Here is a 10,989-nt window from a genome sequence, read left to right on the forward strand (position 1 = left end):
CTTATTGGATAGCGAGTTGTTGTAGTGTTGCTTGATTGTTAAGCATCACTAAAGCAGAGCGTTTTACTTGATTAACGATGGCACGAGGCGTAATGGTTGCACCGGAAAATTGATCAAATTTCCCGCCGTCTTTTTTTACTGCCCAATCATTTAGGTTTGTTTCATTAATTAATTTATGGTTGAAACTTAAAATCCAATTGGAAATACGTAATTCTATTTTATCGCCCAATCCCGGTGTTTCATGGTGTTCAATAACACGCACACCGAGTACTTCACCTTCCGGCGTTAAGCCCACAAGTAATCGGATATCGCCGGAATAGCCATCCGGTGCGGTGGTTTCATAGGCATAAGCGGAAATTTTTTGTCCTTTTTTAGCGAAATAAATTTTTTGAATTCCCTTTAAATTTTCATTCTTTGGAACGATCGCACTTTCCACAAGATTATTATCAAAATAGTCATGGGGGATTACTTCTAATAGGCGTTCACGTTGTTGTGCCGCCATAGTTTCGTCAATTTTCTCTTTTGTGAGGAAAAAGATACCCGAGGAAATAGCGGTGCAGATTAAGGCGACTAATCCTAAAATAACCGCATAGCGTGAGGTGATTTTAAAAATGCCCATTATTTTCTTCCTTTTATGCCATAACCAGCAACACGAGGACGTGTGTAATGATCGATGAGTGGGACGCAAATGTTACTTAATAAAATAGCAAATGCCACGCCATCAGGGAAATTGCCATGATATCGAATGAGATAGACAAAAAGCCCGACCAATACTCCAAAAACAATTTTTCCACGTGGCGTGATTGAAGCAGTGACAGGGTCGGTAGCAATGAAAAATGCACCGAACATCATCGCACCACTCACCATTTGGCTTATCACACTTAAATGTGTTCCGCCGGCAAGTGCAGTGACGGTTGCTAAACAGAAAAACGTCAGGAGCATGGCTATGGGAATATGCCAGTGAATAGTCCGTTTTACAATTAAAAATAGTCCACCCAGTAGAAATGCAACATTCACTTGCCACCAACCCTGTGCGAAATCTGTACCGTTACCCATAAAAATTGGCATTTTAACGAGCTCATAGAAATCTGTTAATTCTTTGTGACCTGAATAAAAGATTTTTGCACTATCTAATGGTGTAGCTTGTGCAATACCGTCAATACTGTGAGTAAGTTGTGACAGGGTAAATCCATCGGTGGTTAAACCGGAAAAAATTAGTGTGATAGCATCAGAGAATGTGGGCGGTTCTTGCAATAAATGAATTGGAGGAAGCCATGTTGTCATTTGTAATGGGAAAGAAATGAGCAATACGACATAGCCAATCATTGCCGGATTAAATAAATTTTGCCCTAGACCGCCATAAACATGTTTACCTAGCAATACGGCACAAAGTGTACCGATAATAATGATCCAATAAGGCGCATAGGGTGGAATTGCCGTGGCTAAAATTAAGGCAGTTAATACCACGCTAAAATCAGAAAGCGCAGATAATGGTTTTTTACCACGTAATTTCATTGCTAAAAATTCAGCAAGTAATGCAACGATGATTGCCAATGCGGACTGAATCAGTACACCGAAACCAAAATAATAAATTTGTGTAAACAAAGCCGGTATCATGGCTAAGATAACCCAAAGCATAATACGTGCTGTTAATTTCCCCGAATGTGTGTGAGGAGAACTGACCATTTTAAACATCATTTATTCCTGAGAGTTGCCTGATTGTTGTTGAGTTTGTGCTAATTTCTTTGCTTTTGCCCGAGCGATAGCCGCAGCCACCGCCGCTTTTTTCGGATCAAGTGCGGTCGGATTTTCCTCTGTTTTTCCTACTGCATTTTCGCTTTCGGTGGTTACCGTATCTGTAACTTGAGCAAGCTTTTTGGCTTTTGCCCGAGCGATAGCCGAAGCCACCGCCGCTTTTTTCGGATCAAGTGCGGTCGGATTTTCCTCTGTTTTTCCTACTGCATTTTCGCTTTCGGTGGTTGCCGTATCTTTGACTTGAGCAAGCTTTTTAGCTTTTGCCCGAGCAATCGCTGCAGCTACCGCCGCTTTTTTCGGATCAAGTGCGGTCGGATTTTCCTTTGTTTTTTCCACTGTGCTTTCGCTTTCGGTGGTTACCGCATCTTTGACTTGAGCAAGCCTTTTAGCTTTTGCTCGAGCAATCGCGGCAGCTACGGCAGACTTTTGAGGTTCTGCTGTCGGTGCTTCTTCTATACGATTTTCAAGATTTTCTGTTTTCACCTCATTTTGTTGGCGAGCCAAGCGACGTGCTTTACGCAACGCCATCATATCGCTATTGTCCGGTAAAACTTCACCTTTTTCTGTTGTTAATGTTTTCTGTTGATTGGTTTCTTCTGTGCCGATTTTCTTTGCCTTGAGACGCGCTAATGCTGCTTTTACCGGATCTTCACCTTTTGTTTTAGCTAATTCCTCACGGCGAGCTTCCGCAGCGCGTTGAGAACGGGCTTTACGTTCCTGTTCTTCGCGTTCCATACGGGCTTGTTTCGCTTCAAAGCGAATTTTTGCTTCATCCGATTTCTTCTGTTTCTCTTTTATTTGCCAAATTTTTGCTTTTTCTTGGCGGAAATATTGAATAAGTGGGATATGGCTTGGACAAACATAAGCACATATGCCACATTCAATACAATCTTTTAAAGCATATTCTTCCGATTTTTTGTGATCCTCACTGCGGGCGAACCAGTAGAGTTGCTGTGGCATTAAATTCACCGGACAGGCATCCGAACAGCTTGAGCAACGAATACAGGCTTGCTCCGGTTCAGGTTCGGTATATTCAAAATGATCCGGTGCAAGTAAGCAGTTGACGATTTTGGTTATCGGTGCATTTAAATTCGGGAGTTCCAATCCCATCATTGGACCGCCGGCAAATACAGGAAAGCGTTCATCAAATTGATAACCTGTATAGGTTAAGGCATGGTAAATTGGCGTGCCGAGGCGTATCAGGTAATTGCCTTTTTCTTGAATTTTATCGCCGGTTAATGTGACTATGCGTTCGATTAAAGGCTCGTCATTTATAACCGCTCTTTTTATGGCAAAAGCCGTTCCCACGTTATGCATCAAAACGCCAATGCTGGAGGAGCGGGCACCGCTCGGCACTTCCATTCCGGTGAGTAAATAAATCAGCTGTTTCGCCGCTCCGGAAGGGTATTTGGTTGGGATTACACGTACATCAATATCATTTGCCCCATGTAGTGCGGCGTTGATCGCTTCAATAGCTTTAGGTTTGTTATCTTCAATGGCGATCACCACTTTTTCAGGGCGTAGGATATAGCGTAAAATACGCACACCTTCAATAATTTCATCGGCACGTTCACGCATCAGACGGTCATCACAAGTGATGTAAGGTTCACACTCCGCACCATTAATAATTAGTAATTTGACTTTTTTATCTGCAGACTGAATTTTAGCGGCGGTAGGGAAGACTGCACCTCCCAAACCTGCAATACCGGCAAGATAAATTTTTTCGATAAGTTGTTCGGCTGTAAGACTAAGAAAATCCTCAATAGGGTGCTGTGCAATGCTTTGATCCAACCCATCCGCTTGCAAATGAATAGTCATTTCATCAAGCCCTGAAGGATGAGCTGCGACATAAGGTGCAATATTTTTAATTGTACCGGATGTTGGCGCATGAACAGGCAGTACGCGTAAACCATCTCCTTGTGTTAAAGGTTGCCCTTTTAAAACATAATCGCCAACTTTTACTAAAACCTCACCCGCCAAACCTGAGTGCTGTTTGAGCGGAATATAAAAATCCTCGCTTAGCGGAAGAGTTTTGATTGGTTGATGGTTAGATTGATCTTTCATTTCCGGAGGATGAATTCCTCCTTTGAAATCCCATAGTTTATCGGAATTAAAACGAGATAATATGTCCGCCATTTATTTCCCCACAACCAATTTTTTTTCGCTACCGTTTACATTCACCACTGGAATGACTAATTTCGCATCAAATTTCCAATCCCAACTCTCAATATTTTTTTTAACCGGAATCATTGAAATGCAGTCTGTCGGGCAAGGTGCTACACAAAGTTCACAGCCGGTGCAAAGATCAGGAATAATCGTATGCATGACTTTATTTGTTCCGATAATGGCATCTACCGGACAGGCCTGAATACATTTTGTGCAACCGATACACATATTTTCATCAATAAATGCGACCATTTCGACAGGTTCTTCCATACCATCGACAGACGGTATATCAACGCCTAGAATTTCAGAAATTTTCACAACGGTTTCTCGTCCACCCGGAACACATTTTGTGATCTCATCACCGTTACAAATGGCTTCCGCATAGGGTTTACAGCCGGGATAACCGCATTGACCACATTGACTTTGTGGCAATATGGCATCGATTTTTTCTACAATGGGATCGGCTTCCACTTTGAGTTTTAAGGACGCAAACCCTAAAATCGCACCAAAAATGAGTGCGAGTAGAGTAATAACAGTGAGTAAAATAGTCATTATTTCTTTGTTTTTCCTGAAAATCTTTGATAGAGCCCAATTAATAAAACTAACAGGGTAATTGCCATTAAAAAGTAGATCATAATTGACGATTTGTGTTATTTAATGAGTCCGGCAAATCCCATAAAAGCAAGCGACATTAAACCGGCTGTAATTAAAGCAATGGAGGCACCCTGAAATGTATTGGGGACATCTGCGGCAACCAAGCGTTCACGCAATGCGGCAAATAAAACCAATACTAAGGAAAAGCCCAGAGAGGCACCAAAGCCATAAATAACGGATTCCGTTAAGTTATGGGCAAGATTGACATTGAGTAATGCTACACCAAGAACGGCACAGTTTGTCGTGATCAGTGGTAGAAATATACCAAGCAGGCGGTAAAGAGTTGGGCTGGTTTTATTGATCGCCATTTCAGTAAATTGAACGACAACGGCAATCACCAGAATAAATACAAGAGTACGCAAAAAAGTGGCATTTAAAGGCAATAAAATATAGTATTCGACCAAATAGGCAGAAAGGGAGGCAACAGTTAAAACAAACATAGTAGCCAAGCCCATACCGATTGCGGTTTCAATTTTTTTTGATACGCCCATGAAAGGACAAAGTCCAAGAAACTTCACTAATACGAAGTTGTTAATTAATGCGGTACCAATAATTAATAAAATATAATGTGTCATCACTGCCTGCCTTTTGAATAGGGGCGTTATTATCGCTATTTATGGGCGGAAGAACAATAGGAAATTTGGGGTAAGGCATTACCCCAAAATAAGTGCGGTCAAAAAATCCTATTTTTTCTCAATCAGCATATTTAAATCATTATTGAGAGTTTTATGAAAATAACCATAAATTTGTGGCAATAGCTGAGCAATTAAATTTAATTGCTGATAGGGGAGAATAAATGCCGTATTTTCAGAGACTTGAATCTCTTTCAAACTGAATTCAATGTTCTCAAATAATTTATTGAAAACTTCCGGAGTAAGTTTTTCGATGTTTTCAAGAGCGTAAATAATTTTTTTGGCGGTTGGGTAGAAGCCTGATAAAAACCCCGTGGTTTGCTGTAATTCACGCATTTTATAGCGGTATGAACCCAATGCTGAAATATAGCTCAGTAAAGAATAATTGATTTTGAGTAAATCAAAGCCTTCTTGTAGATGTGCTTGATATTTCATCGGTTCGCTGTTCATATTTGAAATAGTCGTACTGAGTGCAGCGTTGTATTCGTGTGCATTACGGCGGGCAATACGATATTTGAGATCATCGCTTTTGCTAAATTGTAGCTGGCTGGTGATATGTAACAAATACCGGGCATCACTTTTAATAGCCAGCCGGCTGACTTTATCAAGTTGTAAATATTTCCAATCCGGCCATAAATAAGAGACGCCAAACCAAGCGATAGCTGAACCTAGAAGTGTGTCGAGTATACGGGGAATAAGTGCTGATTCCGTGCTAAACCCCATAACGTCAAAGCTTAATAATACTTGTAGGGTAATGAAAAAAGTTGAAAAACTGTAATTATTACTGCGAAAGAAGAAAAATAATGTACTAGTCAGGACTATTAGACCGAGTTTTAATTCAAGGGTTGGATTTAAATAAGGTAATAATAACCCTACAACTACACCTAAAATTGTGCCGATAATACGTTGGCGTAATCTTGTCTTCGTCGCAGAGTAATTAGGCTGACAAACAAAAATTGCCGTGAGTAAGATCCAATAACCTAAATTGAATTGGAAGAAATCCACGATGGTACAGCAAAGAAAAACTATGATAGATAATCGTACAGCGTGACGGAATAATTGGGATTCAAAGGTGAAATGTCCAACAATGGTGGAAAGAATGTTTTTCAATCCTGTTACTTGAACAGTATGGATCTGAGCAAGTGGTTCATTGATATTTGATTCTTGTTCTAATTGATTCATTTGCCAGTTGATATTTTGCAAGTTATCCAATAAACCTTGGATGTCGATAATCAAATCTTTATCATCGGGCGATTTTTGACGATATAACTCGAAAGATTGCAATGTGCCTAGGAGCGCTTTTTCTACCCGTTTATTATAATGGTAAGGGCGGTTATGGCGTAAACTTTCTTTAATTTCTTGACAGGATTGTGCCTGTAATTCTAATAGCCGCTGAATACGAAAAATCAGATCTGTATTTTTAAGTTTTTCAGAAATTTGTTGATAGTCAAAATGGGTAGAATTGGCACGTTCGTGGATTTCTTGAGCGGCAAAATAATAGCGCACCATTTTTTGTGTGCGGATATGGCGATGTTGCCCTCTAATACGGTAGAAAAGAGCCGTTCGGGCAAGGTTAAAAGCATTAATGACGTTGGCATTTTTAAGGGCGAAATTGAGGTGTTTTTTCTCGATTTCATCAATTTCATCGGGATCAAAAAACACGGATTTGGCATCTAAATATTCTCCTAATGCACAAAAGGCTTTGGCAATACTTTCCTGCACTGGGCGATTAGGAAAAAAGAGATGAACAATTAGGGTTACCACACTATAAATTAGCGTACCGAACAAAATCATTGTTGGGTTAATAAACCAACTTCCTGTGGAATTTTGATCATAAGTGAGGGTTGTATAGAGTGCGACGACAAGTGAACCGAAAGCAATGGTGCTATAACGTTGTCCAACCGCACCTATCATTGTAAAGATGAAGGTAAGCGAGGTCATTAACGCAATGTATTGAATCGGTTTACCGATATTAAGTTGCACGACAAAAGAAGAAATGGTAAAAGCAATTAATGTGTAAAAAATATTTTTTAAACGACCGGTTAAACGGTTATCTAAGTCCACTAACCCTCCAGCCATAATCCCTAAAATTAATGGTATGGATTGGCTGGAAATATCAAAGAACCAAACACCGAAAGCAGCGAGATTAACGCTAATAAATATTGGAATGGCTGCGATGACTTTTGCGTTTAACCAGTTATTCATTTTGAATCCTTATCAAAATAGAAAAGTGAGCTTGGATAGCTCACTCTTCGTTATAAGTGCGGTTATTATTTATGGGATTTTGCCCAGTTTAAGAAACGGGTTTGGGTTTCTTTATCCGCCTGTTGGAACCAATACTGTAATTGCTGTTCTGCGATATTTTCGCCTTGAATGACGACTTTACCTTTGGTTGCTTTGCCATTTGCCACAGGAATCATCCCCATCATTGGTTGCACGGTCGCCGTAGCTAATGCCGGAACGGCTGCAGTTGCGCCTGAAGCGTTATAGTTCGCTAAATCACTAACAATATTTGCGGACGGAAATAGACCTTCTTGCTTTAACGTATCTATTTTTGCCGGAATTTCCTGACCGGAGGCTGTTTTTACGCTAATGGCTGTGCTATTGAATTTTTCTGCCTCGGTTTTTGTGCGAATAGTAGGGGAGGAAATCACAATATCTTCAGCCGAACCTTGGAATGTAACAATAATTGGATCTGATTCAAAAAGAGATTGGCTTGAACCGCTACCAACGATTTCGCCCACTCGCACTACCACTTGGTGGGTATTGCTATCATTTATGTTGAATGAATTGTTTTTCTTTAGAAGGGATTTACTTGCTTTTTGACCATCAATCGCTAAAAAATCAATATTTGATGAGCTGGAAACCATACCTGCAAAACTTGCAGTGCTGACAAATAGTGTTGCGATACCGAAGACAGCTGTACGTAATTTCATGATTACTCCTTTTATTATGATTGAAATAAGATTCGTTGCCTATGCTATGATAATTTCCACAAAATGAAAATAGAAAAGTGCGGTTAAAACTGAAAAAGTTTTTCAGTGTTATGTAGTTGATGCAAAATAGTGAGTAAGGTTTCGTGTGCAAGCATACCCATAATTAATCACTGTTGAATAAAATGAATAGGGAGATTTTACCGCATGAAAGATAAATTTAAGGAATGGGCGAGGTTATATAGCAAATGCACAAGATAGTTATATCAACGAAAGATGAGGGGATTGTCACTAAATAAACGAATTCAGATTTGTGTGACTGCTACATAATACCGGGAATAATAAAAAGTGCGGTCAAATTAACCGCACTTTTATATAACTTAGACTTTCGGAATTTCAGCACCGGAACCAAGCAGATCTTGAATATCGGATTTCAGTACATCGGCTTTAGGTCCGTAAATGGCTTGAATGCCTGTCCCTTTGATAATAATCCCCATTGCACCTGCTTGTTTCCAACCTGCCTCATCACCGACTAAATCAGCGTTATGAACGGTAATACGTAGGCGTGTCATACAGGCATCCACATCGGCGATATTATTGCGTCCGCCAAGTAAATTCACAATTTGTACTACTTGAGAGCTGGCATTGGCGACTTTGGGCTCATTAGATGTACTTTCATCGGCACTTTTCGCATCATAGTTACCATTCCGTCCTGCTGTTGCGAGATTGAATTTTTTAATCATGAAGTTTGCAATAAAGAACATTGCTACTGCAAAGAGAATGGAAACCCAAATAAAGTTGATCACATCCATACCAATACCGGCTTTAATTGCCATTGGTGTACGGGTTAAAAATTCAATATTACCGAAGGAATGCATTCGTAAATTAACAATATCCGCCATGGAGAACGCTGCGCCTTGAACCAAAGCATATACAATATAAAGTGGCATTGCCGCAAACATAAACATATATTCAATCGGTTCTGTTACACCGGTTAGGAAAACCGCAAGGGCAGAAGAGAGGAAAATCCCTTTGTAGAGTTTTTTCTTATCTGCATCGACATTGACATACATGGCAAGCGTGATACCCATCAAGATACCGCTTGAACCAATCATTTGTCCAACTTTGAAACGAGCCGGTGTCACTGTTGAAAGCAATTCATTATATTGTGTTAAATTACCCGCATCTTTTAAGTTAATTAAGTCGGAGATCCAGGCTAACCACAGCGGATCTTGTCCAAAGACTTGCACACCTTTTTGAGCTCCGGTTAAGAACTCATAAGTTCCGCCTAATGATGTATAGTTCATTGGAATAGTGAGCATATGGTGCAAACCGAAAGGTAATAAAAGACGTTCTAATGTACCGTAGATGAATGGGGCAAGAATTGGGGCGCTATTTTGTGAACTGGCAATCCACTGACCGAAATGGTTGATTCCCGATTGTACTAAAGGCCAGAATAAGGCAAGGAGCAATGCCACTAATACGGAGCGATAAATTACCACAAAGGGGACGAAGCGTTTACCGTTAAAAAAGGTGAGAACTTCAGGTAATTTGCGGAAGTTGTAGTAGCGGTTGAAGGTTGTTGCACCAACAAAACCGGCAATGATCCCCACGAATACGCCCATATTTAATGCCGGCTGCCCAAGTATATTGACAAAGTAGTTCGCCACAGGAATTTCACCGGCAAATAATGTACTAACATGAGCATTTGGATCTGCCAACATTTCAATTTTTACACCGAAAAAATGTCCGGTAATTAAGTTGATCAAAATAAAAGCTAACCCTGCTGCAAATGCACCGCCTGCACGTTCATTAGCCCAGCTGCCGCCAATGGCTAAGGCGAATAAGAGATGGAGGTTACCGATGATCCCCCAACCAATTTGGGCAATAATGTTACCAATGCGAACGACCCATTCGGCGTCACTAAGCAAAGGTAACGAGTTACCGATACTGACCATTAATCCGGCAGCCGGCATGACAGCAATTACCACCATAAGGCACTTGCCAAATTTTTGCCAAAATTCAAAACTTAGCAATTTTTTCATTTGTTTTCTCCTACAGTATGACATCCACTTCCAAGCCAAAATGGTCGGAAACCACAGGTTTATTTTTACCGTTAAAAATCACCTGACTGGATAACACCCTTTTTGCTTGATTTAAAAAAATATAATCCAAACGCTTTTCTTCGCTATGACCACGCCAACCGTCAATGGCTTTTTCCACCGTAATACCTGAGTCTCTTTGCTCGGCAAGTTCGTAGCTATCAAGCAAACCTAATGATTTGATTTGCTGATAGGCTTGCGGATTACTGATTGCATCGGTATTAAAATCACCCATTAAGATTTTTAAATTTCCACTTCGGTTACGTTTAACGATATTCCGAATATTGTCGAGTTGATCTTCGCCTTCGCAATCGGGCAAATTAATATGGCAGGAATAACAATCGATAAGCTGATTCTGATATTCTACGGTTAAACCCAATATTTTACGTGAAAGAATGGAATCAAGGCGCTGATGTTGGCTACAGTAAAAAGGATCGACTTCATAAACAGGTAAGCGGGTTAAAAACGCGATACCTTCATCATATTTATCATAGCCAATATGTGAATTGCTCCAAAATAACGAATATTTTTGCTCAACTTGCCGGTTAATTTGGCGTAATAAGATTACGCCATAATTATCCTGTTTTAAGGATTGAGCGATTGTCGGAGCTGTCATGAGTTGATTTACTTCCTGTAACGCAATAATGTCGTAACCCTTTTCCACTATCGTTTGAGCAAGAATTGCGATTTTTTCTGCTTGGTTATCTTCTAACCAAGCGTGTACGTTTAGGGTAAGTAGCTTCATTT

General features: G+C 40.2%; 9 protein-coding genes. All 9 read right to left on the bottom strand.

All coding sequences use genetic code 11. From position 1 onward, the window contains the following. Position 1: 1 nt before the first annotated feature. The 9 genes from rsxG to A3GE_RS0102450 all read right to left on the bottom strand — a co-directional run bounded on the left by rsxG (position 2) and on the right by A3GE_RS0102450 (position 10,987). A complete protein-coding gene (gene rsxG, locus A3GE_RS0102410) occupies positions 2 to 619 on the bottom strand; it encodes an electron transport complex subunit RsxG (protein WP_018355687.1) in 618 nt (205 codons plus the stop codon). Next, positions 619 to 1,695 (bottom strand): electron transport complex subunit RsxD, encoded by a 1,077-nt coding sequence (gene rsxD / locus A3GE_RS0102415; RefSeq protein WP_018355688.1) that lies wholly within the window; start codon positions 1,693 to 1,695, stop codon positions 619 to 621. The genes rsxG and rsxD overlap by 1 nt, the downstream gene beginning before the upstream one ends. Positions 1,696 to 1,698: 3 nt before the next feature. After that, positions 1,699 to 3,891 (bottom strand): electron transport complex subunit RsxC, encoded by a 2,193-nt coding sequence (rsxC, locus tag A3GE_RS0102420; RefSeq protein WP_018355689.1) that lies wholly within the window; start codon positions 3,889 to 3,891, stop codon positions 1,699 to 1,701. After that, positions 3,892 to 4,473, bottom strand: coding sequence for an electron transport complex subunit RsxB (rsxB, locus tag A3GE_RS0102425; protein ID WP_018355690.1), 582 nt, complete (start codon positions 4,471 to 4,473; stop codon positions 3,892 to 3,894). Positions 4,474 to 4,571: 98 nt separating this feature from the next. Next, a complete protein-coding gene (gene rsxA, locus A3GE_RS0102430; RefSeq protein WP_018355691.1) occupies positions 4,572 to 5,150 on the bottom strand; it encodes an electron transport complex subunit RsxA in 579 nt (192 codons plus the stop codon). Between the two features lie 108 nt (positions 5,151 to 5,258). After that, a complete protein-coding gene (gene yccS / locus A3GE_RS0102435) occupies positions 5,259 to 7,412 on the bottom strand; it encodes a YccS family putative transporter (RefSeq protein ID WP_018355692.1) in 2,154 nt (717 codons plus the stop codon). A gap of 65 nt (positions 7,413 to 7,477) precedes the next feature. Then, the gene (locus tag A3GE_RS0102440) at positions 7,478 to 8,143 is read right to left on the bottom strand and encodes a curli polymerization inhibitor CsgI-related protein (protein WP_018355693.1); all 666 of its coding nucleotides are present in this window, start codon (positions 8,141 to 8,143) and stop codon (positions 7,478 to 7,480) included. A gap of 377 nt (positions 8,144 to 8,520) precedes the next feature. Then, positions 8,521 to 10,185: a PTS transporter subunit IIBC gene (locus A3GE_RS0102445; RefSeq protein ID WP_018355694.1), complete on the bottom strand. Its 1,665-nt coding sequence runs from the start codon at positions 10,183 to 10,185 to the stop codon at positions 8,521 to 8,523. Positions 10,186 to 10,195: 10 nt separating this feature from the next. Next, positions 10,196 to 10,987 (bottom strand): endonuclease/exonuclease/phosphatase family protein, encoded by a 792-nt coding sequence (locus A3GE_RS0102450; RefSeq protein WP_018355695.1) that lies wholly within the window; start codon positions 10,985 to 10,987, stop codon positions 10,196 to 10,198. Positions 10,988 to 10,989: the final 2 nt, after the last annotated feature.

The organism is Rodentibacter pneumotropicus DSM 21403 (assembly GCF_000379905.1).
GTDB lineage: Bacteria > Pseudomonadota > Gammaproteobacteria > Enterobacterales > Pasteurellaceae > Rodentibacter > Rodentibacter pneumotropicus.